Source organism: Neorhizobium descurainiae (assembly GCF_051400715.1).
Lineage (GTDB): Bacteria > Pseudomonadota > Alphaproteobacteria > Rhizobiales > Rhizobiaceae > Neorhizobium.
Window position 1 is genome coordinate 28771 of the sequence record NZ_JBLFFK010000018.1, and the last position, 20869, is coordinate 49639.

At 63.5% G+C, this 20869-nt stretch carries 24 protein-coding genes and 2 tRNA genes; 4 read left to right on the forward strand and 22 right to left on the reverse strand.

Annotation, left to right across the window (positions count from 1 at the left end):
- Positions 1 to 98: 98 nt before the first annotated feature.
- The 21 genes from cheT to ACMGE0_RS24810 form a co-directional block, all read right to left on the reverse strand.
- On the reverse strand, positions 99 to 491 hold the full coding sequence (gene cheT / locus ACMGE0_RS24710) for a chemotaxis protein CheT (RefSeq protein ID WP_436818550.1): 393 nt from the start codon (positions 489 to 491) through the stop codon (positions 99 to 101).
- Between the two features lie 14 nt (positions 492 to 505).
- Positions 506 to 1066, reverse strand: a complete 561-nt coding sequence (gene cheD, locus ACMGE0_RS24715) for a chemoreceptor glutamine deamidase CheD (protein ID WP_085422321.1) — start codon at positions 1064 to 1066, stop codon at positions 506 to 508.
- Positions 1063 to 1452, reverse strand: a complete 390-nt coding sequence (locus ACMGE0_RS24720) for a response regulator (protein WP_085422320.1) — start codon at positions 1450 to 1452, stop codon at positions 1063 to 1065. The genes cheD and ACMGE0_RS24720 overlap by 4 nt, the downstream gene beginning before the upstream one ends.
- Positions 1453 to 2493, reverse strand: a complete 1041-nt coding sequence (gene cheB / locus ACMGE0_RS24725; protein WP_436818551.1) for a protein-glutamate O-methylesterase CheB — start codon at positions 2491 to 2493, stop codon at positions 1453 to 1455. It lies immediately after the preceding gene.
- Positions 2490 to 3398, reverse strand: a complete 909-nt coding sequence (cheR, locus tag ACMGE0_RS24730) for a protein-glutamate O-methyltransferase CheR (protein WP_436818552.1) — start codon at positions 3396 to 3398, stop codon at positions 2490 to 2492. The genes cheB and cheR overlap by 4 nt, the downstream gene beginning before the upstream one ends.
- A complete protein-coding gene (locus ACMGE0_RS24735; RefSeq protein ID WP_436818553.1) occupies positions 3395 to 3862 on the reverse strand; it encodes a chemotaxis protein CheW in 468 nt (155 codons plus the stop codon). Before ACMGE0_RS24735 ends, cheR begins: the two co-directional genes overlap by 4 nt.
- A 5-nt stretch (positions 3863 to 3867) precedes the next feature.
- The gene (locus tag ACMGE0_RS24740) at positions 3868 to 6177 is read right to left on the reverse strand and encodes a chemotaxis protein CheA (RefSeq protein ID WP_436818554.1); all 2310 of its coding nucleotides are present in this window, start codon (positions 6175 to 6177) and stop codon (positions 3868 to 3870) included.
- Between the two features lie 16 nt (positions 6178 to 6193).
- On the reverse strand, positions 6194 to 6559 hold the full coding sequence (gene cheY1, locus ACMGE0_RS24745; RefSeq protein WP_037158833.1) for a chemotaxis response regulator CheY1: 366 nt from the start codon (positions 6557 to 6559) through the stop codon (positions 6194 to 6196).
- Between the two features lie 2 nt (positions 6560 to 6561).
- Entirely contained in the window at positions 6562 to 6855 is a 294-nt protein-coding gene (locus ACMGE0_RS24750) for an STAS domain-containing protein (RefSeq protein WP_085422315.1), read from the reverse strand.
- Positions 6855 to 8477, reverse strand: a complete 1623-nt coding sequence (locus tag ACMGE0_RS24755; protein ID WP_436818555.1) for a globin-coupled sensor protein — start codon at positions 8475 to 8477, stop codon at positions 6855 to 6857. The genes ACMGE0_RS24750 and ACMGE0_RS24755 overlap by 1 nt, the downstream gene beginning before the upstream one ends.
- 455 nt (positions 8478 to 8932) lie before the next feature.
- A complete protein-coding gene (locus ACMGE0_RS24760) occupies positions 8933 to 9499 on the reverse strand; it encodes a DNA-3-methyladenine glycosylase (protein WP_436818556.1) in 567 nt (188 codons plus the stop codon).
- 114 nt (positions 9500 to 9613) lie between these two features.
- A tRNA-Phe gene (locus tag ACMGE0_RS24765) sits at positions 9614 to 9689 on the reverse strand.
- Positions 9690 to 9872: 183 nt separating this feature from the next.
- Positions 9873 to 10088: a DNA gyrase inhibitor YacG gene (yacG, locus tag ACMGE0_RS24770; RefSeq protein ID WP_436818557.1), complete on the reverse strand. Its 216-nt coding sequence runs from the start codon at positions 10086 to 10088 to the stop codon at positions 9873 to 9875.
- A gap of 77 nt (positions 10089 to 10165) precedes the next feature.
- Complete coding sequence (locus tag ACMGE0_RS24775) at positions 10166 to 10786, reverse strand: Maf-like protein (RefSeq protein WP_436818558.1); 621 nt, start codon at positions 10784 to 10786, stop codon at positions 10166 to 10168.
- 24 nt (positions 10787 to 10810) lie between these two features.
- Positions 10811 to 11029 (reverse strand): translation initiation factor IF-1, encoded by a 219-nt coding sequence (gene infA, locus ACMGE0_RS24780; RefSeq protein WP_007759621.1) that lies wholly within the window; start codon positions 11027 to 11029, stop codon positions 10811 to 10813.
- Between the two features lie 340 nt (positions 11030 to 11369).
- The gene (locus ACMGE0_RS24785) at positions 11370 to 11843 is read right to left on the reverse strand and encodes a UPF0262 family protein (protein WP_436818559.1); all 474 of its coding nucleotides are present in this window, start codon (positions 11841 to 11843) and stop codon (positions 11370 to 11372) included.
- Between the two features lie 3 nt (positions 11844 to 11846).
- A complete protein-coding gene (gene hisD / locus ACMGE0_RS24790; RefSeq protein WP_436818560.1) occupies positions 11847 to 13175 on the reverse strand; it encodes a histidinol dehydrogenase in 1329 nt (442 codons plus the stop codon).
- 54 nt (positions 13176 to 13229) lie between these two features.
- Positions 13230 to 13661 (reverse strand): DUF2948 family protein, encoded by a 432-nt coding sequence (locus tag ACMGE0_RS24795; RefSeq protein WP_436818561.1) that lies wholly within the window; start codon positions 13659 to 13661, stop codon positions 13230 to 13232.
- Positions 13662 to 13749: 88 nt separating this feature from the next.
- Positions 13750 to 14595 (reverse strand): oxidoreductase, encoded by an 846-nt coding sequence (locus ACMGE0_RS24800; RefSeq protein WP_436818562.1) that lies wholly within the window; start codon positions 14593 to 14595, stop codon positions 13750 to 13752.
- A 137-nt stretch (positions 14596 to 14732) separates the two neighbouring features.
- Positions 14733 to 16025, reverse strand: a complete 1293-nt coding sequence (murA, locus tag ACMGE0_RS24805) for a UDP-N-acetylglucosamine 1-carboxyvinyltransferase (RefSeq protein WP_436818563.1) — start codon at positions 16023 to 16025, stop codon at positions 14733 to 14735.
- A 100-nt stretch (positions 16026 to 16125) separates the two neighbouring features.
- Complete coding sequence (locus tag ACMGE0_RS24810) at positions 16126 to 16356, reverse strand: hypothetical protein (RefSeq protein ID WP_436818564.1); 231 nt, start codon at positions 16354 to 16356, stop codon at positions 16126 to 16128.
- A 152-nt stretch (positions 16357 to 16508) separates the two neighbouring features.
- On the opposite strand from ACMGE0_RS24810, the gene ACMGE0_RS24815 reads away from it, so the two are divergent.
- The 3 genes from ACMGE0_RS24815 (at position 16509) to ACMGE0_RS24825 (ending at position 18835) form a co-directional block, all read left to right on the forward strand.
- A tRNA-Thr gene (locus ACMGE0_RS24815) sits at positions 16509 to 16583 on the forward strand.
- A 186-nt stretch (positions 16584 to 16769) separates the two neighbouring features.
- Positions 16770 to 18164 carry a sensor histidine kinase gene (locus ACMGE0_RS24820; protein ID WP_436818565.1) on the forward strand — a complete coding sequence of 465 codons (1395 nt, stop codon included), beginning with the start codon at positions 16770 to 16772 and terminating at the stop codon, positions 18162 to 18164.
- Complete coding sequence (locus ACMGE0_RS24825; protein ID WP_436818566.1) at positions 18164 to 18835, forward strand: response regulator; 672 nt, start codon at positions 18164 to 18166, stop codon at positions 18833 to 18835. The genes ACMGE0_RS24820 and ACMGE0_RS24825 overlap by 1 nt, the downstream gene beginning before the upstream one ends.
- Here the strand turns inward: ACMGE0_RS24825 and ACMGE0_RS24830 are convergent.
- Positions 18809 to 19567, reverse strand: coding sequence for a hypothetical protein (locus ACMGE0_RS24830; protein WP_436818567.1), 759 nt, complete (start codon positions 19565 to 19567; stop codon positions 18809 to 18811). The genes ACMGE0_RS24825 and ACMGE0_RS24830 overlap by 27 nt on opposite strands.
- Positions 19568 to 20092: 525 nt before the next feature.
- On the opposite strand from ACMGE0_RS24830, the gene ACMGE0_RS24835 reads away from it, so the two are divergent.
- Positions 20093 to 20860, forward strand: a complete 768-nt coding sequence (locus ACMGE0_RS24835; protein WP_436818568.1) for a DUF1236 domain-containing protein — start codon at positions 20093 to 20095, stop codon at positions 20858 to 20860.
- Positions 20861 to 20869 lie beyond the last annotated feature (9 nt).

Consider the following 20869-nt stretch of genomic DNA (forward strand, 5'->3'; position numbering starts at 1 on the left):
CCTAGAAAGCGAAGCTTGTGCGAACGTTTCGCGGACGAAGGGATTTTGACGATTATGAACGGAGAGGCTCTATATCCCGGCGGCCGGAAGGAACGGCGTCAGAAAAAGTCGAAATCGCCGGCAGCCTTGCTCAGAGGCTGGGAATGGCCGTGACGCAGGCCGTTATTGGCGAGGGCCTTCTGCATGTCGGCCAGCTTGACGAGATTGAGCGCGGTGGAAACATCGACCATCCAGCTTTCCGGAATCGTGCCGGTGATCGTATCGATGAATTCGGCGATGCCGCGGGTTTTCTGTACGGCGAGATCGATGCCCTGCAGAACCTTTATGCTGTCGGGCGACTGGAGAACTGCCGAGCCGCCGAGTTCGATGAGCTGCGGCTCGACGCGCTCGATCAGATAGGCGACGTCGTGGAGCTCCGACACCAGCCGCATCAGTATTTCGGGAAGCGGCTCCTCGAGGGAAACGCTCGGCGGCGTGGCGATGTCGTTCATGGCTTTCCCCGTAATCAAAAGAATTCGATGGAGTTTTCGGCAGGCTTCGGCGGCGGCATGCGCAAGGGACGCTCTTCCATCGCCACGGTCCGCTGGGTTTCGGCGCCGGTCAGCGGATACTGGCGAGCCCGGCCGCTGACGGGCCAGAACTCGAGCTTGCGTCCATGCTCCCCGCCCGTGGAGGAACCGACCACCGGAATGCCTTCGTCCTTGAGAAATTGCATGGCGAATGCGGCATTCTGCTCGCCGACATTCGAAAAACTGGCAATCGTCTTGGCGCCGCCGAAGATCTTCGCTTCCAGCCGGTCGCGCCGGGCGCCCTGCTTCAAAAGGCCGTTGATCAGAAGCTCCATCAGATGCACGCCGTAGCGCGTCGCATCGCCGCCCGATGCGCTGGAGCCGCCGGAGCCCGGAAGCAGGAAGTGGTTCATGCCGCCGATACCGGCGACAGGATCGCGAAGACATGCAGCCACGCATGAGCCGAGGATCGTCGACAGAACGACGTTCGGGTCGTTGACGACCTTGTATTCCCCCTGAATGATATGGACACGCCTGGCTGCAGCGGCGTCATTCATTTCAATGCTCCAAACACCGCTTCGATAGCGGCCTTCATCTTTTCGATGGTGAACGGCTTGGCGAGAACGTTGTTGGCGCCGAGCTGGGCCGCTTTCTGCACGAGCGCACGGTCACCCTGAGCCGTCAGGATGATGAACGCCGCCTTCTTGGTGTTCGGATTGCTGCGGACGGCCTGAAGGAAGCCGAGGCCATCCATCTTCGGCATGTTGAAGTCCGAGATCACCAGGTGGTGCGGCTGCTCGGCCATGATCTTCATGCCCTGCTCGCCGTCGCCGGCGGCAGTGATCTGCTTGAAGCCGAGCTGTGTCAGAGCGTCGCTGAGCAGCAGGCGGCTGGTCACCTGATCATCGACGATCAGAACTTTGATTTTTTCAGCGAGAGACATTTATTCGGTACCTTCTTTTCGGGCGGCGGTTAATTTCAATATTTCTTCTCCAATGGAGCCCAGCGGCAGCTGCTGCTCGACGGCCCCCATTTCATAGGCAACCCTCGGCATGCCGTAGACCACACAGGTTTTTTCATTCTGCCCGAGGGTGCGCGCGCCCGCGCTGCGCATCTTGAGCAGACCGGCAGCTCCGTCGCGTCCCATGCCCGTCAGGATGACCCCGACGGCATTGCGGCCGGCCAGGTCGGCGACCGATTCAAAAAGGACATCCACCGAAGGCCTGTGACCGTTGATCGGCTCCTTTTCGATCAGCCGGCAACATGGCGCCGACGGATTGACCACCTGCAAATGCCGCTCGCCACCGGGCGCGAGATAGATCTTGCCGATCTCCAGCCGTGCACCGTCGGTGGCTTCCTGCACCACAGGAGCGCAAATACGATTAAGCCGTTCAGCAAAACTTTTGGTAAACGTGGAAGGCATATGTTGAGTAATCACGGTCGGCGGGCAGTTCTGTGGGAACTTTTGCAGCACCGTGATCAGCGCCTCCACACCCCCGGTTGAAGAGCCGATCGCCACAACCTTGCGGCCCACGCGATATTCCGCCGCAGGAGTTGCCGCCGGGATCGACACGGGCTCCGCGCGCCGATGGCTCGAACGGGCTGCGGCCTTTACCTTTTCCGCCAGGTCGACAAACGGACGGGCATCGCCAGGGGCCGGCTTGCCGACGCAGTCGAAGGCGCCGATCTCAAGGGCCGCGAGCGTCGCATTGGCTCCCTGATGGGTCATGGCCGAGACCATGATCACCGGCATGGGCCTGAGGCGCATGATCTTTTCGAGGAATTCCAGCCCGTTCATATTGGGCATTTCGATGTCGAGGGTGACGACATCGGGATTGAGCTGCTTGATCGCCGCCCGGGCTTCCAGGGCATCGCCGGCCTGACCGACGACGCTCACTTCCGGATCGGAATTCAGGACAGCCGTGATGAGGCCACGCATGGTGGGTGAATCATCGACGACTAGGACTCGTGCCGGAGCGCTCATGCTTTCCTCCCCGCGTTCTTACCGGCATGACGATAGGTGGTGATGCCGATGTTATCGAACAGGTTTTTCGCGTCGCCAGAGACGCGCTCGGAATGGCCGATATAAAGATGTCCGCCTTCTGGCAGCAGCGAGGCGAACCGCGACCAGATTTTCATCTGTGTCGGCTCGTCGAAATAGATGACGACGTTGCGGCAGAAGATGACGTCGAAATTGCCCTTGAAAGGCCATTGCGCCATCAGGTTCAGCTCGTTGAAGGTGATGAGCTTCTTGACCCGGTCGTCGATTTGGAACTTACGCCGGCCGCCCGCGTCCACTTCGCGGAACCACTGCTTGCGCATGGCCGGCGTCATGGTCTCCAGCGCATTTTCGTCATAGGTGCCGGCGCGGGCCGCAGCCAGGATCTTCGGGTCGATGTCGGTCGCCAGGATGCGGAAATCGTAATCGGCCGCATTCGGCAGCAGCGACATGACGGTCAGTGCGATCGAATAGGGCTCCTGCCCGTCCGAACAGGCGGCCGACCAGATGCGCACGCGCCCGCCGCTCTTGGCGCGGTTGACGAGCCCCGGCAGGACCTCGTCGCGCAGGTGGTCGAAGTGATGATTTTCGCGGAAGAAGCGGGTGAAGTTCGTCGTCAGGTGCGAAAGCATCTCGCGGCGGGCGACCGCGCCTTCCGGCGAGGCGACCAGCGCACAGTAATCCTTGAAGCCGCGCAGACCGAGCGCCCGGATGTGCTTCGAAAGGCGCGAGTAGACGAGCGACGCCTTGGAATCGTTGAGATAGATTCCGGCATCCGCATAGATCATCGCCGCGATGTCGGCGAGGTCGCGGCGCGTCAGCGGATATTCCCCGCTGGCGAGCACCTCATCCGGCGACTGTCGGCTTTCGATGGCGCCCATGGGCCTCATGCAGCTTCGCTTTCCTTTTCGGGGAAGAGGGCGTCGAGCTCGATCATGCAGATCATCCGCTTCTCGATGGCGAGAATCCCTCGGGCATATTGCTTTTCCAGGTCGGAAGAGACTTCCGGCACCGGCTGGATATTCTCGTCGGTAATCGTAAGAATATCGGAAACGGCCTCGACGAGCAGACCGACGACACGGTTCTTCACCTGTGCCACGATGATCACGTGGCGCGGGGTGGGCTCGGCATCCTTCATGCCGAGCCTTGCGGAAAGATCGACGATCGGCAGAACCGCGCCGCGCAGATTGATGACGCCCCGAACATAGGACGGTGCATGCGGCATCGGCGTTGCGGGCGTCCAGCCGCGAATTTCGCGGACGGACATGATGTTCACGCAGAATTCCTGATCACCGATACGGAAGGCGATCAGCTCCCGACTACCCTGGACAAGGTTTTTCACGGCGTACGACATACCAATCAACCCGTGGCTGCAAGTGACATTTCAGGTTTCAGCGATTGGCCGCGCGAGGCCGCGACGACCGCATCGACATCGAGGATGAGCGCGACGCGACCGTCACCCAGGATGGTGGCCGCGGCGATGCCCGGAACGTGAGTGTAATTCGCTTCGAGCGACTTGATGACGACCTGCCGCTGGCCCTGGATGGCGTCCACCATCAGGGCGCGCTGGCCGCCGCCTTCCGATTCCACCAGCAGGGCGACGCCCTCGACCGGATTCGCCTGGGTGGCGCGGAAGTTCAGGATGCGGCCGACATCGACCAGCGGGCAGAACGAGTTGCGGATCGAGATGAGCCGCTGGTTCGCACCGAAGGAATGGATGGCGGATGCTTCCGGCTGCAGGGTTTCGACGATCGCAGTGAGCGGCACGACAAGCGTCTGACCCGCAACCGTGACCACCATGCCGTCGAGAACGGCAAGCGTCAGCGGCAGGCTCATGGTGAAGGTCGAACCGAGGCCCGGCCTGGACGAAATCGAGATGCGGCCGCCGAGCGCCTGGATCGAGCGCTTGACCACGTCCATGCCGACGCCGCGGCCGGAGATGTCGGATATCTTGTCCGCGGTGGAGAAGCCCGGCATGAAGATCAGGTTGTCGATCTCGTCGTCCGAGAGGTTCGCATCAGCGGCAATCAGATCGTTGTCGATCGCCTTCTGGCGGACGCGCTCGCGATTGATGCCCGCACCGTCGTCGGCGAGCTCGATCAGGATGCGGCCGGACCGATGCTTGGCGGAAAGGCGGACGGTGCCTTCCGGGTTCTTGCCGGCGGCTTCGCGCTTCTCGGGCGTTTCGATGCCGTGGTCGACGGCGTTGCGGATCATGTGGGTCAGCGGCTCGGCGAGCTTGTCGATGACCGTCTTGTCGACTTCGGTGTTCTCGCCCTCGGTGATCAGGCGGATCTGCTTGCCGACCATGTCGGCCACTTCGCGGACGATACGCGACATGCGCTGGAAGACCGGCTTCACCGGCTGGGCGCGGATCGCCATGACCGAGTCCTGGATCTCGCGGGTGAGCTGCTGCAGCTCTTCGAGGCCCATGTTGATCGAAGACGTGCCGGTCGTGTCGTTCTCGATGACGCTCTGGGACAGCATCGCCTGATTGATGACGAGCTCGCCCACGAGGTTGATCAGGCGATCGACGCGGTCGAGATCGACGCGGATCGTCTGGCCCGCCGAGGCGGCTGCTGCCGCGGCATTGTTCTGGGCCGCCGCGGCGGCAGCGGAGGCTGCGGTCTCCTTCTTCTCGGCAGCGCGGGCAGCCGCGCCGGCGGCCTTGGCGACGCTGGCGGCGGTCTCGGCGGCGGATACGGCTGCAGCAACGGCCTCTTCAGCCGCAGCCGGCTCGACGGCCTTGTCCTCTTCCTCGGCTTCGGAAGCACCGTCGAGGATCGAGAGGTCGAAGGGTACCGGGATCATCGGCTGTTCTTCGTCCGAAGAAGCCTCGTCCGCGAGCTGCACTTCGAGGTCGCAATCCCATTCGGCGAATTCGAAGACGGCGCGGATGTCATCCTCGCTCTTTGTGGTCTTCACCGAGATCTTCCAGCTGAAATAGGAAGCCTCCGGGTCCATCTTGTCGAGGGCGGGCAAGGCGTCCATGTCGCAGGCGATGCTCATCTCGCCGAGGCGCGACAGGTCGCGCAGCAGAAGAGCCGCCTCGTTGCCCTTGGAATAGAGCTCCCGGCGCGGCTTGAAAATAACGTCGTAGACGGAGCCTTCGAGCGCCGGCTCCTCGTCCTCGCCAAAGCCGTCGAAGGTGAAGGGGATCGGCTGGAAGCCGCTCTCGTCGGTCGGATTCGGAGCCTCCGCCTTCGCATCAACGGGGACAGGAGCAGCCTTGGCGGCCGGCTTGGAAACCGCTCTGGGTGTCTCGGGGCCGGAAGAAGCCGGCAGCTCGCCGTTCGCGAGCGCCTCGAGCTCCTTCACAAGGCCGCGGCTGCGCGATTCGTCGACGCTGCCGCCGTCGCGCGAGGCGCTGACGAGGTCGGCAAGCACGTCGGCCGATTTCAGCATGACTTTTAGGACGTCCTGGCCCGGCTCCAGCTTGCCGGAGCGCACGCAGTCGAGCGTCGTTTCGAAGACGTGGGCGAAGGAGACCAGATCGTCGAGACCGAAAGCGCCGGCGCCCCCCTTGATGGAATGAACGGCACGGAAAACGGCATTCACCGTTTCGGGGTCACGATCCCCGTCGTTCAGCTTGAGAAGACCCGACTCCAGTTCAGCGAGCTGCTCTTCGCATTCCTGAAAGAAGATCTCTTTGATTTCGTTCATATCCATCGGAGGAATTCCTGGCTCAGGCGGTTACACGCTCGATCGCATCGATCAGTTTGGCAGGATCGAAGGGCTTGACGATCCAGCCCGTCGCGCCGGCCTGCCTCGCCCGGTTCTTCTTTTCCTGGTCGCTTTCCGTCGTCAGCACGAGGATCGGGACGGCGCGGTATTTTTCGTTGCGGCGGACGCCCTCGATGAAGCCGAAGCCATCGAGGCGCGGCATGTTGATATCGGTGACGATGACATCCGGATTGGCGTCTTCGAGAACCTCAAGCCCCTCCACGCCATCTTCCGCCTGGATGGTTTCGAACCCCGCATTGTTGAGGGTCACCAGAAGCATGTTCCGGATCGTCCGTGAATCATCCACGGTCAGCACTTTTTTCTTCATTGCTAGATCTCCTTAGGAACCAAATTTTCGATATTGATGCCGATGAGTTGCATCGTCTTCTGAAATGCATCCGAAGCCTTCCCGACGAGAAAGGACTTCCTGTCTTCTTCCCAGGCCCTGACGCCGGCGACCAGGACTTGCGCGCACTGGACGCCGACTCGCTCGACGCCCGAAGCGTCGATCACGAGATCGCTTCCGCGCATGGACATCAGCTGGCCATGCAGGACGGAAGCCTCGTTGAGGTCCAGTACCGCCGACAGCTTCAAACTTCCCGGTCCAGCCTTCTTCGCTGCCATCAGCTCATTCCTTGTCGTTTGTGAAAGAGGTATTCGCCGTCATCCGCCCGGCTGTCGCCGGCGATCGCCGCGATCGAGACGAGCGGCGGCTGAACGTGCGGCACTGCCGGACGATGGTCGTCCGCATAGCGTTGCTGCCGCTCGATCCGGAACTCGCGCACCGTGCGGCCGAGCTCCAGGATCACGCTCTGAAGTTCGTCCGCCCCCTCGCCCGTCCGGTTTGCAAGGCCTGCATTCGACGCCACGCGTTCGCCGACCGCGCCGATTTCGGCGGTCAGCCGGTCGAGGCTGCCGGCCTGCTCGTCCGCATTGCGGGCGATGCCGGCGATCGCATCGTTGATGTCTGAGACCTGGCGGACGATGCCGCCGATGGCATCCTGCGTGCGATGGACCATCTCGACACCGGCATCCACCTGGGACTTGGTGCCGGTGACGAGCGTCTTGATCTCGCAGGCGGCTTCGGCGGAACGCTGGGCAAGCGCACGGACCTCCTGCGCGACGACCGCGAAGCCCCGCCCCGTCTCGCCCGCGCGCGCGGCCTCGATGCCGGCGTTCAGGGCCAGAAGATTTGTCTGGAAGGCGATATCGTCGATGACGCCGATGATCTGGCCGATCTTCTCGGCGGAGGATTCGATATCGGCCATGGCGCTGATCGCGCGGCCGACCACTTCGCCGCTTGCCTCGACCGACCGGCGGGTCTCGGCGGCGGCCTTTTCGGCCGCAGCCGTCTCGGCGGCACTGCCCTTGACTTTCGTCGCCACCTCAAGGAGCGCTTTTACCGCATCCTGCAGGCGGCCGGACTGTTCTTCCGAGGCGGCAGCGACGGAACGCGCGCCCTCGGCAAGCGCCAGCGTCAATGCGCCGGCCTGCCGGCCATGAGCGTCCGCCGTTTCGACCGAGGACCGCATGCCGGCGATCGCCTGGTTGAGAAGAGCGGCCAATTCGCGATAGGCCTCCGGCACGTCGGCGGGAAGACAGGCCGTCAGGTCGTGATCGGCAAGTGCTGCGATGACGCCGGAAAAGGTTTCGATCGCCTGCGCATGATCGGCTTCGCGCTGTTCGGCAAGCGCGCGCTGGTGCCTCTGGCGCAGTTCGTTGAACCGGAGCGAAACGGCGATCTCGACGTCGACCATCACGAGGCGGGTGATCGCGCCGACGAGATCCAGCAGTTCCCGCTCGCGCCTGCGACCACCCGGCAGCAGCGACTTTGGAGAAAAGTCGGCAATCGCGCCGGCAATCAGATGCTCCAGCATCACCGCATGGCCGGCGACATGCCAGCGCGGATCGAGACCCATGCGGCTTTCGGTATCGGAAAGCAGCTTCACCCGCTCGGCGTAAAGCGCATCGAAGCGGGCGTCCGTCAGCACGCCCCAATGGGAAGCCTGCAGGTCGTGCAGGCGCTCGACCTGCTGTTCGCTTTCGAAATTCCTGGCTGCCTCCGGAGAGGACTGGAAACGATGGAAGAGGTCGCGCAGACCGGCTTTGACATGACGGTCGAGCTCGGGGCGGCAGCGTCGCAGCAGATCGCGCAGATCGCCGTCGAGGCCGGCAAATGCCAGCCTCTCGCCCAGGCTGCCTGCCTGGCCCCGCCGCGCCTGATCCGATGGCGTTTCCTGCACCAAAACCGTCCCCACTTCATCGAGCCAATCCCCTCGTGGGGATCGGCGGCATGCGGCTCCTGAGGCCCAAGTGCCGGAGATGAATGGGGAACGCTCGCCAGGGCGGATCGCTATCCGCCGGGCATGTGCACCACGGTCAACGCAGGCTTTCCTGGATTTTCATGAGCGGATACCGGATTGTCACCGGTACGGCTTTGCGGCTTCATGCCTGGTGAGAGACCGCAGTCGTCCCATTTCGCCGTGGTTCCCAATATGTATGGTTAATTCCTTGCCTGAAGGTTAATAGTTGGTGCAAGAATACCCGTATTGCTTCAGGAGAGCGCATATTGATCAGCACACCATGGGCTGTTTTGGCAGCGTACGGATTGCGGCTTCTCCGGCAATCCGTAGTGGAAGGATCGGCCGGCCGGCGCAGGCGGCCTCCACGGCTTGCCCGGCGGCACCGGACGGCCGGCGGTTTATGGCGCCAGCCCGCCTTTTCCCGTGAATTTCCTGCTGACATGCAGGGAGCCGGACAGCCCGAAGCGCCAGGGCAGGTCGACGGCTTGCGAAATGCCGATCCGCCGGCCGACGGCGACCATCGGCGGCGTTTCCGGCAAGGTGAGTTCGATAGGCGGCTCGAAGAGCGGCAGGCCGTTATGCTCGATGGTGATCCCCAGCGCCTGGCAGACGCGGCCCGGCCCCGAGCACAAGAGCAGCGGATCGTTCTGGCCGCGCCGCTTCTCCATCTCGCCGATGCCTCTGACCGGCTGCAAAGCCCTGATCAGCACCGCGCTGCCCGGCCGGCAGACGAAGTTCAGGCACCAGTGGATGCCGTAGGAACGATAGACATAGGCATGGCCGGGCGGCCCGAACATCACCGCATTCCTCGGTTTCGGACCGCGAAAGCTGTGGGAAGCCGGATCGTCCGGCTCGTAGGCCTCGGTCTCGACGATCACGCCGCCGACGCCCGCCACATCGAATTCGGCGCCGATCAAATCACGCGCGACCGCAACGGAGCTTCTATCGAAAAACTGCTGGTTCATTTGCAATCCGGAATCCGTCACATGATGCCGGGGCAACCATAGACGGCATACGGATACTCGTCTTCCCCGAGCCGGCGAAAACGGTAACGGGCGACATACACCTATTGGGAATAATGGTGCCCGGAGGCGGATTTGAACCACCGACACGCGGATTTTCAATCCGCTGCTCTACCAACTGAGCTATCCGGGCATCGAGGCTTCGCAAAAGCCTTCCGGCCGAGCCGGCGGGGGTCACGTCCCCCGGAAGCGAGCGGGGTTATAACATCTTGTTCGGCCATGTCCAGCGTCACGGACCACTTTTTTGACAGGTTTGCAAAAATCGCAAATTCCCGAACAAAAACAGCAAGACGAGAGGCTTGACAGCACCGCTCGCCTATTCGCGCTCATCCGAGCCGTCCGCCTTGGTTTCGTCTTCCGCCACCGGAATGGCATAGGAGCCGTTCAGCCAGCGCGACAGGTCGAGCGTGCGGCACCGGTCGGAGCAGAAGGGATAGTGTTCGCGCGAGGAGGGCTTGCCGCATTCCGGGCAAGGCCTGGTCTTCCTGAGCGGCTCCACCTTGCCGCCTGTCTTGATGGGTTCGGATGCCATGGTTCTAAAGCACTCCTGTTTCTCGGCGGCGTGACGTCAACCGGCAGCGGGACGCCGGAGAAGCCCGCCTCGAGGCCTCAGCCCTCCGGCCATGCCGCCGCCACGTCGAAACCTTCGCCGGCCAGCAACGCCGTCACCTCATAGAGCGGCAGGCCGACGACATTCGTGTAGGAGCCGACGAGCTTCTGCACGAAGGAGCCGGCGATCCCCTGGATCGCGTAAGCGCCCGCCTTGCCGCGCCATTGTCCGGACGCGATATAGTTCTCGATCTCGCGGCTGGAAAGCCGCTTGAAGCGCACCTTCGTCTGCACGACCTTCTGGCGGAACTGGCCGCCGGGGGTCACGAGGCAGATGCCCGTATAGACCCAGTGGCCGCGGCCGGAGAGCAGATGCAGGGCGGCGGAGGCCTCTTCCGTATATTCGGTCTTTTCGAGAATGCGGCGGCCGACAGCGACCACCGTATCGGCCGAGAGGATGTAGCTGTGCCGCCACGCCGGATCGCCCTTTACGGCTGCGAACGCGGCTTCCGCCTTTTCCGTCGAAAGCCTGCGGGCGAGCGAACGCGGATGTTCGGATTTCTTCGGCGTCTCGTCGATATCCGTCGGCATCAGCCGCGCCGGCGCAATACCGGCCTGATTGAGAAGGTCGAGTCGGCGCGGAGAACCGGAGGCCAGTATCAGCTTTTGTTCCAGCGCCATGAGAGCCCGCCGCGGATGAGGAAATTACTTGAAGCGGTAGGTGATGCGACCCTTGGTCAGGTCATAGGGCGTCATTTCGACCAGCACCTTGTCGCCGGCGAGAACGCGGATACGGTTCTTGCGCATGCGGCCGGCGGTGTGGGCAATGATTTCGTGTTCGTTTTCAAGCTTCACGCGGAACGTCGCGTTGGGCAGAAGTTCGGTCACGATGCCCGGGAATTCAAGGACTTCTTCTTTAGCCATCTATAGGGTTTCTTCCTGTGTTTGGATCGGGAACGGGGAAGCCTTCTTCGCCCGCCCGAAAAATGTGCGCGGAAACTACACAATCATGTCCGCTTTGTGAACCTCGCTTGGGAGCGATTCTCAATGTCTTTCAGGCAGTCCCGGCGGGAGGCCCGTTCATTCCCGAAAGGCGCTCCCTGATCAGATGCCGGAGATGGCTGCGAACCTCGCGGACAGGACCTCGGCGTCGGGATGACGGCAAGGCCGAAGACATGGCCCCCAAGTTCGTTGAGCGTGTACGGCCGATGCCGGCCTACTGCAAGTGGATATCGGGTGCCGGGCGCCTTTTTGCAATGGCTGCTCAACCGCGCCAGTAGAGCACGCAGACCAGGGTGAAGAGCCGCCGCGCCGTATCGAAATCGACGCGGATCTTGCCGTCCAGCCGGTCCATCAGGGTCTGCGATCCCTCGTTATGGATGCCGCGCCGCCCCATATCGATCGATTCGATGCGGCTCGGCGTCGAGGATCGGATCGCCTCATAATAGCTCTCGCAGATCATGAAGTAGTCCTTGATGATCCGCCTGAACGGCGTGAGCGAGAGGATATGGGTCGCGACCTCCTCGCCCTTTTCCGTGGCGATGCCGAGCACCAGCTTGGAATCGACCAGAGAGAGCCTGAGCTTGTAAGGCCCGCCGGCATGGCCCACCGGTTCGAAGGAGTTCTCCTCCACGAGGTCGAAGATGGCGACTGCCCGCTCATGTTCCACATCGGGGGTCGAGCGCCCGATCGAGTCGTCCAGAACGACATCGGAGAGCCGGAAGTCCCCCTTCCCCATCCGTCAGTCCTCGTTGTTCAAAGGACTGGCGTTCAAAGGGGCAGCGTTCAGGCGGATCGCGACGGAACGGGCATGGGCGTCGAGCCCTTCGGAATGCGCAAGCGTGATCGCGGCCGGCGCGAGCTGGCGAAGCTGGTCGGGTCCGAGGCGCAGGATCGACGTGCGTTTGACGAAATCGAGTACCGAGAGGCCGGAGGAGAAGCGCGCCGAGCGCGCCGTCGGCAGCACGTGGTTGGAACCGCCCACATAGTCGCCGATGACTTCCGGCGTGTGGCGGCCGATGAAAATCGCGCCGGCATTGCGGATGCCGGGCATCAGCGCGTCCGGATCGGCGACGGCGAGCTCCAGGTGTTCCGCGGCGATGCGGTTGGCGAGCGGCAGCGCCGCCTTGAGGTCGGGCACGAGGATCACGGCGCCGAAGTCCCGCCAGCTTGCCGCCGCGGTTTCGGAGCGCGAAAGGGTTTTCAGCTGCCGCTCGACCGCACCTTCCACCGCCTTGCCGAGACCGGCATCGTCGGTGATGAGGATCGACTGGGCGCCGGCATCGTGTTCCGCCTGCGCCAGCAGGTCGGCGGCCAGCCAGTCCGGATCGTTTTCGCCGTCGGCGATGATAAGCACTTCCGAAGGACCGGCGATCATGTCGATGCCGACCGTGCCGAAGACATGGCGCTTGGCCGCCGCGACATAGGCATTGCCGGGACCGACGATCTTGGCGACCGGTGCGATCGTCCCGGTGCCATAGGCAAGTGCGGCCACGGCCTGGGCGCCGCCGATACGGTAGATCTCGGTGACGCCGGCGATGCGGGCAGCCGCCAGCACGGCCGGGTTGATTTTCCCGCCGCTCGCCGGCACGACCATGACGAGGCGGGGGACGCCGGCGACCCTGGCCGGCACGGCATTCATCAGCACCGAACTCGGATAGCTCGCGGTGCCGCCCGGCACGTAGAGGCCGACCGCCTCGATCGCGGTCCAGCGGGAGCCCAGGCCCACGCCGATCGCGTCCTCGTAGATATCGTCCTTCGGCATCTGCCGGGCATGGTGCCTTTCGATGCGCTCGGCAGCGAGCTTCAGCGCGTCGAGAACCTCGGGATCGGTCTCGGCGACGGCGGCATCGATATCCGCCTCGCTGACCCGGATGCCTGTCCTGGCAAGATCGATGCCGTCGAAACGGGCGGAATAGTCGATAAGCGCCGCGTCGCCGCGAGCGCGCACGTCATCGATGATGGCGCGCACCACGGCGTTGACATCTTCCGAGACCTCACGCTTCGTCGAGAGAAAAGCGGAAAACTTCGCCTCGAAATCCTGCGATCCCTGCTCCAGCCAGATTGCCAAGCGGATATCCCTTCCAAATTGAATGCGATGCGGTCCCGACCAGGATCCAAGCCCCTATGGATGACGGGGCTTCGACGCCGTTTCCCACGCGCCGCCGATATCCGCAAGAGCAACTTCGATGCATTCGACATCGAGCGCGATCGTGGCCGTGCCGGACAGCACCAGTTCGATCGTGCCTTCCGGGCCATCGCCCTTCTGCACGAAGGTGATCGCGAGCAGAGAAAGCACTTCGTCCTTCTTGTTGCGGTCGATGCCGGCCGAGCGCACCGCTTCGACACGCTTCAAAACCATGGCGGAACGGCGCCGCTCGAAGCCCTTGCGCCGCTCTCCGGCCTTTTCCCAGACGAAACGGTTGGCGGCGAGCGAAAAGCTCTTTTCGCCGGGCGACCAGTGGACGTCGCCCACCTTGAAGACGGCGTCCTGCATATGGGCGGAAATGACGCCTAAGTCATCCTTGTCAAGGGCAAGCAGTTTCAGCTCGGTCATCGCTTCGAATGTCCATCCAGAGTCGCGTTTTCACGCAGAAGTTCCTTATCTGGACATAGGATGCCGAGAACCAAGAAGCAACTGCGGCTCAGGTCGGGTAATCGGCCGAAAGGCTGATTTCCTCCCAAAGTTCGATCTGGGAAAGCCGCTCCTTCAGTTTATTCGTGATGCCGTTGTAAGCGACCGCTCCCAGCACCAGATGACGGGGCGCCTCATCGGCTTCCGTCGCCGCGATCATCGCTTCCCCGGCGCGCACGGGATCGCCCGGCTGCCTGCCGCTATAGCCCGCGGTCGCGCTCATGCGGGCTCCGGCGGTCTCGGCATAGTCGGCAATCCTGTTCGGCGTCTGCTTCAGCGAGCGCCCCGCCCAATCGGTCCGGAACGGGCCGGGCTCGACGCAGGTGACCCTGATGCCGAGCGGGCCGGCTTCCAGGCGGAGCGCATCGGAGAAGCCCTCCACCGCGTGCTTGCTGGCCGCGTAGTAACCGGAGCTCGGGAGGCCGAGAAAGCCGGCCATCGACGTGATGTTGATGATGTGACCCTTGCGGCGCGCCCGCATGCCCGGCAGCACCGCCCGGGTCATGGCGAAGAGGCCGAAGACATTGGCGTCGAACATGGCACGAATCTCATCCTCCTCGCCCTCTTCGACCGCGGCCTGATAGCCGTAACCGGCATTGTTCACCAAAACGTCGATGCGGCCGAACTTTTCCTCCGCGGCCTTCACCGCTTCGGCGATCTGCTTTCCGTCGGTTACGTCGAGGGCGAGCGCTAGCGCGTTCTCCCTGCCCTCCGCGAGATCGGCGAGGCGGCTCCTGTCGCGGGCGGTCACGACCGTGGGCCAGCCACGATCGAGCGTGAGCCTGGCAAGCTCGCGGCCGAAGCCGGTGGAGCAGCCGGTGATGAACCATACGGGCAAAGAAGAAACGTCAGCCATGGGAGGATCTCCGTAAGAAGCCGGATCGGGAATGAGGCGGGAAAGGCGATGGAATGTTTTCAATAGATAGAAATGCGAAAAAGGACGGCAAGGGCAATGCCTCGCCGTCCTTCGGGAATCTCAGCGCTCGGGTTCGATTATTCGCTGACGCGTTCGACGACGGCGCCGCAGCGCGTGAGCTTCTCCTCGAGCCGCTCGAAGCCGCGATCGAGATGATAGACGCGGCTCACCATGGTCTCGCCTTCGGCGGCGAGGCCTGCGATGACGAGCGAAACGGAGGCGCGCAGATCGGTCGCCATGACGGGCGCGCCTTTCAGCCGCGGCACGCCCTCGACGCGGGCCTTCTGGCCCGAGAGCGAGATCTTGGCGCCGAGGCGGGCAAGCTCCTGCACATGCATGAAGCGGTTTTCGAAGATGGTCTCGGTAATATTGGAAACGCCCAGGGAACGGGTCATCAGCGCCATGAACTGCGCCTGCAGGTCGGTCGGGAAGCCCGGGAACGGTTCGGTGGTGATGTCGACGGCCTGGATGCCGTTGCCGTTGCGCACGACGCGCAGCCCGGTTTGGGTCTCGGTGATATGGGCACCGGCCATCCGCAGCGTATCCAGCGCATTTTCGAGCAGCGCGGCATCCGTGCCCTCCAGCGTCACGTCGCCGCCGGCCATGGCGACCGCCATGGCATAGGTGCCCGTCTCGATGCGGTCCGGCAGCACGCGGTGGCGGGCGCCGGAAAGCGAAGTGACGCCCTCGATGGTGATCGTCCTGGTGCCGGCGCCGGAAATCCTCGCGCCCATGGCGTTGAGGCATTTCGCCAGATCGGCGATCTCCGGCTCGCGGGCGGCGTTCTCGATCACCGTGGTGCCCTTGGCGAGCGTCGCCGCCATCATCATCACATGGGTGGCGCCGACCGAAACCTTGGGGAAAACGTAGCGGGCACCGACGAGTCCGCCCCGCGGGGCCGTGACGTTGACGTAACCGCCGTCGATCTCGATTTCGGCGCCGAGCGCCTGCAACCCTTCGAGAAAGAGGTCGACCGGACGCGTGCCGATGGCGCAGCCGCCCGGCAGCGAGACGCGGGCCCTGCCCTCACGGGCGACGAGCGGCCCGATGACCCAGAAGCTCGCCCGCATCTTCGAGACCAGTTCGTAAGGTGCCGTCGTATCGACGATGGTGCGGCAGGTGAAATGGATGGTGCGGGAATAGCCGTCTTCCTGGCGTTCGCGCCGGCCGTTGACGGCGATATCGACGCCGTGGTTGCCGAGGATGCGCATCAGGAGCTCGACATCGGCGAGATGCGGCACGTTTTCGAGCGTCAGCGTGTCGCTCGTCAAAAGGGACGCGATCATCAAAGGCAGCGCGGCGTTCTTCGCTCCCGAAATCGGAATGGTGCCCTTAAGTTCATTGCCGCCGGAAATTCTGATGCGATCCATACGTTGTCACTCTTCCTTCTGCGAGCGCGAAAGGACGCGTCTTTAAACGAAATCCGCCGCAGCTTCAATGTTGGCTGAAATGCCTGCCCTGGCGCATAAGTTACGACGATTCGTCCGTTTTTGCGGCAGGCAATCCTTCCGTGGAATCGGCTTCACCGGCCCGGCGGGCGCGGGCCTGCGTCTTTCGGCGCATGAGATTTTCGCGAAGCTTGGCCGCGGCACGGGCCTTCCGCTGCGCCTCGCGCGCCTCGGCCGCCCTGCGGGCGCGGGCGCCGCGGGTCTCGCTCTCGCCTTCGGCCTCAGGATCGTGCAGCTTGTCGTCGTTCGCCATAGCCTTCCATAACCAAAAAGCCGTTCCGGCGGAAGCGGAGGCGGTGTTTTCCCCGTTCATGGCGAAGAACTTGGAATTTGCGGCTTGCGCTCCCGGTGAAGCTATGGCAATAGGCCGCTGCCGACGACGCGGTGACTTCGCGCCGGCCGAAAGCTGCTATAGCTCAGGGGTAGAGCACTCCCTTGGTAAGGGAGAGGCCGAGAGTTCAAATCTCTCTAGCAGCACCATTCTTTCCCGGCGATAACCTTCCCGAAAGCCGCGCCGGATCGCAGACCTCCGTTCCGCCCGTGTCTCATTGCTGCCACGATGCAGATAATCTTAGCCGCTCATGCAACGGTTGTCCCTTCTGTGCGTTGCCGGGCATCGGCGCGCTTTGCGCGGGTTTCGGAAATCGACTGCAGGTTCTCGTGCGGATGAGCGGAATTCTTGATCGATGGAACAATCAATCGCTCGCCAGGCAATTCCTGATTGCGGGCGGACTGGTCTCCATCGCGGCCATGATGCTGATAGGCGCCTATGTGACCAGCCTCATCGAGGCGGCGGTCACCCGCAATTCGGCCGCCTCGACCGCACTCTACGTCGACAGCATCATCGCGCCGCTGCTTCCCGATATGAAGACCAACAAGACGCTCGACGACGTGACGACCCGGGCGCTCGACGAAACATTCGGACAGGGCGCGCTCGGCGGCAAGGTCGTCTCCTTCAGGCTCTGGCGCCAGGACGGGACCATTCTCTACGCCACCGACAAGAGCATGGTCGGCAAACAATTCGAGCCGGGCGACGACCTGAAGACGGCGTTTTCCGGACAGATGGTCGCCCAGTTCGGCCTCCCCGACAATCTGGAAAGCGAAGCCGGACAATCGACGGACAGCCCGCTTCTCGAAATCTACAATCCCATCCTTCAGCCCTGGTCAGGCGAGGTAGTCGCCGTCTCGGAATTCTATGAGGTCGCGGACGATTTCCAGCAGAGCCTTCATCAGGCGCAGCTCCGAAGCTGGCTTGCGGTGGCAGGAGCCACGCTCGCCTTCTTCCTCATCCTGTCCGCCATCGTCTTCCGCGGCAGCCGGACGATCGACAGCCAGCGGCAGGCGTTGACGCAGCGCGTCGCCGAACTCTCCGAGCTCCTGTCCCAGAACAGGGCGCTCCATGCGCGGGCGCAGCGTGCTTCGCAGCGCGCCACGGCGCTCAACGAAAGCTACCTGCGCCGGCTCGGGGCGGACCTGCACGACGGACCCGCACAGCTTGTCGCCTATGCGGCGCTGCGGGTGGACAGCAGGCTGCTCACCGATCCGAAGACCCCGCCCAAGGCGCGCGAAAAGGAGGTCTCGACGATCAAATCGCGGCTGGACGAGGCGATGGACGAGATCCGCAGCATATGCAGCGGCCTGGTGCTGCCGCAGATCGAAACCGCCGAGCTGCCGGACGTCCTGGAGCGGGCCGTCAACGCGCATCGCCAGCGGACGGGGCTCGATGTCGCGCTATCGATGTCCAACGCTTCCCAACCGCTCTCGCCTTCCGCCAAGATCAGCATCTACCGGTTCGTGCAGGAAGCTCTCAACAACGGTTTCCGGCACGGCGGAGGCATCGACCAGAGCGTCCGGCAGACCTTCGACGACGGCCATGTCGTCATCGAAGTCGCCGATCGGGGCCCGGGTTTCGACCCCACATCCGTGCGCCCGGAGGGCCTGGGGCTCGCGGGCCTCAGGGAACGGATCGAAAGCCTTGGCGGCACGTTCGACATTTCCACATCGAAAGACGGAACCACGGTGAGGATGTCCCTGAACGTGCAGGAAATGGAGCAGGCCTAATGACAGCCATCAAGATAGCGGTCGTGGACGACCATCCCCTGTTCCGGGAGGGAGTCACCCGCAGCTTCGGCGAAATCGAGGATTTCGAAATCGTCGGCGAAGGCGGATCCCGGGACGACGCGATCCGCATCGTGCGGGACCTGTGCCCCGACGTCATGCTGATGGATATCTCCATGCCGGGAAACGGCCTGGAAGCCATCGGCGAAGCGCTCGAGCATTGCCCCGATCTCAAGATCGTCATGCTGACGGTTTCGGAAGCAAGCGACGACATCGCCAAGGCGCTCAAGCTCGGTGCGAAGGGCTACGTGCTCAAGGGGGTCGGTTCGAGGGGCCTTGCGGAGATCGTCAGGGCGGTCGCCTCCGGCGAAAGCTATGTCTCGCCTGCCCTGTCGGCCCGGCTGATCGCCGGCCTTTCGGCTTCCGTCGAGGCCGCGGAAAAGCCCGATCCGATGGCCGAGCTCACCGATCGCGAACAGGACGTGCTGCGCCTCGTTGCGTCAGGTCTCAGCAACAAGCGTGTCGCACGCGAGCTCGATCTGCACGAAAAAACGGTCAAGCACCACATGACCCGCATCCTGTCGAAGCTGAAGGTCTCCAACCGGACGGAAGCGGCGCTCGTCCTTCGCGATGCCGCCGATCAACGGTCAGCGGCCGAACGAGCGCAATCTTGAGGCGTCGGAAGGGGTCGCCGTCCGGTTGACGATGGTTCGCGAGCGGGAATCGCGCATCTCGTAACGGCCCTGGGAGATCCTTTCCGTGGTGCCGTTACGATGGCGGACGGTGATCGACGACCCGCGCGTGTCGACTTCGACATCCGGAGCCGCGCGTGCCGCGGGCCGACCCCGCAAGGAGGGACCGGTCGACCGCGAGACGGAGCCCTTGCCGGTTTCGTCCGGAGAGCCCTTTCCAGCCTCGGCGCCAGTATCTGCGTCCGGATCCGCATCGGCGTCGGTGCCCGTATCGGAACCGGCCTCTGGATCGCTGCCGTTTCCGGATGCGCCGGAGCCTGCATTGCCGGTCCCTGCGCCGCCGGCATCCGTTCCATCCGTACCGGCACCGCCTGCATCGCTGCCGTCCGTATCTGTACCGCCGGTTCCGCCGGTCCCAGCGCCGCTTCCATTTCCGCTGCCGGCACCGGCGCCTTCGCTGTTGGAGTTGCCGCCGCCGTTGCTGCTGCCGCTACCGCTGCTGTTTCCGCCACTGCTGCCGGCGCCGTTTCCGGCGGAACTCCCGCTGCCGCCATTGCCTCCACCGTTACCGGAGCTGCCGCTCTCCTGGGCAGCAGCGGTCGGCGAGGCGATCTGTAGCAGGCCATCCGCATCGATCACCACCTTGAAGGGCGTTACGGCTGCGACGACCGCTGTAAACGCGCCGCCCAATAGAAGCATTCTACGTGTAGGCATCCTGTTCTCCCGACGTAGCGATGTTCTGCATCTGTCGCGTCTCTCCATCTCCTGAGGAAAACCGGACATTTCCTCGATGGTTCCGCTCCGGGTCAAAAGGCCCGCCGATCGACACGACGATCGGCGGGCAGGTTCTGCGCTGAAAGGGACCGATGATCGCGCAGGAATCCGGCTTCCGTAAGTCCGTCAGGTGGCGAGCGTCTCGGTTGCGCTCATCACGGCGGCATGGCCACGGCGGAGATTGAAAAACCATTTGGTCCGGAAAACGCCGACGCTCATGACGAACCTCCTGAAAAGCTTTCAGGATCAACCGTATTCTACGTTCACGGTTCCGCGATTCCAGCCCCCCTGGACCTTTGCGCCCCTCCATCGGACCAAATGCCCAAAAGAATGCCGGCCTGAAGTCCGGCCCGGGCGGGACTGAAGCCCAAACGGCGGAACGCGCCTTCTCCGGGGATGTTCGAGGGAGGCATTGCGGCTCATGCAGAGCTTCGCAAGCGAGACAAGAACAGTAGAGGAAACATCATGAAACCGCTGATGAAACAGACGCTCGCGATTGCGCTTCTTGCAGGATCGACGCTCTCGGCCGTGCCGGCTATCGCTCAAAATGAAGCGCCGCAGGGGAGCCAGGGCGGCGCCGGTTCCGCCGCACCCATCCTGCCCCGTCAGGGCTCTTCCGGTGGCCAAGGCTCCTCGGGCGCCATGACGCCGGGTGCAAACCAGGCCCAGCCGTCCCAGGATATGGGAGGCGCGGCGCAACAGCAGCCTAATGCCAGCACCGGCAACGGCTCGACGAACGCCCAGCGCGAGAGCACGGATCCTGGCGCGAAGCCGCAGACCGACGATACCGCGCAGCAGCCGACCGGTCGGTCGGATCAGTCCGACGGCTCGACGGCCGCAGACAGCGGCTCGGGTTCGGGAACGGATGCGCGCAACCCGTCGGCAACGCGCGACAGCGCCCGCCAGAACGACGGCGCGGAGCGGCAGAACCCGGATCAGGCTGCCAGCGATCGTCCGTCGGGCGAAACCACCGGCAGCATCGACATCTCGACCGAACAGCAGACCGAAATCCGCAATGTCTTCGTCGAAAACCGGGTCGAGCCCGTGGATGTCGACGTCGAGGTGAACGTCGGCGCGGCCGTGCCGACGACGGTAGAGCTTCATCCTCTGCCGCCGCGCATCGTCGAAATCGTGCCGGCCTATCGCGGCTACGAATATTTCGTCCTTGCGGACGGCCGGATCATCATCGTCGAACCGTCGACCCACGAGGTCGTCTATGTCCTGGCCGGCTGATGCCCCAGC